The organism is Streptomyces durocortorensis, assembly GCF_016901035.1.
GTDB lineage: Bacteria > Actinomycetota > Actinomycetes > Streptomycetales > Streptomycetaceae > Streptomyces > Streptomyces durocortorensis.
The window spans coordinates 1-546 of the sequence record NZ_JAFEUF010000549.1 but is presented as its reverse complement, the minus strand read 5'-3'; the positions used below and the strand labels follow the sequence as shown (position 1 = coordinate 546).

At 73.8% G+C, this 546-nt stretch carries 1 protein-coding gene; it reads right to left on the bottom strand.

Annotated features, from left to right (window positions below; all coding sequences use genetic code 11):
* Nucleotides 1-70: 70 nt before the first annotated feature.
* Complete coding sequence (locus JS521_RS36020) at nt 71-541, bottom strand: PH domain-containing protein (protein ID WP_205087038.1); 471 nt, start codon at nt 539-541, stop codon at nt 71-73.
* Nucleotides 542-546: the final 5 nt, after the last annotated feature.

Genomic DNA, 546 nt, shown 5'->3' with positions numbered 1-546 from the left:
GGCGGGGTGGGGCGCACGGGGCGCCGCCGCCCACCAGAGTAGACAAGAAGGCCCCGCGCCGGGCAGGGGCTCAGCCGCCGGAGGGGGTGTCGTCGCTTCCGGCGCCGCGCGTCTCGGCGAGGGCGCGCAGGGAGCGGGCGTCGCGGATGGCCTGCTGCTTGGCCATGCCGGGCTGGATGCCGAGGGCGGGCATGCTGGTGCCGTCGCTGAGGTCGAGGAAGACCCAGGGGTCGCCGGAGCGCAGGTTGACGCGGAGGATCTCCTCCCAGGCCAGCCTGCGGGTCCGGGTGATGTTGACGACGGTGACCCCGGTGTCGTCGGCGGTGACCCTGGGCCTGCTGAGCAGGGCCAGGACGCCGAGGAAGAGCGCCGCGACGAAGACGAAGCTGGCCCGCTCCCCCGCGTTGAGCCGATCCAGCATCAGCGCGATGACGGTGATGACGAGGAACATCGCCACGCCCACGCTCAGCAGGACCACCCGGGTGAGGGTGGGCCGGAAGGTGACCGGCAGGGTGGGGAGTTCGGGGCTGGGCGCGGCCATCGGGG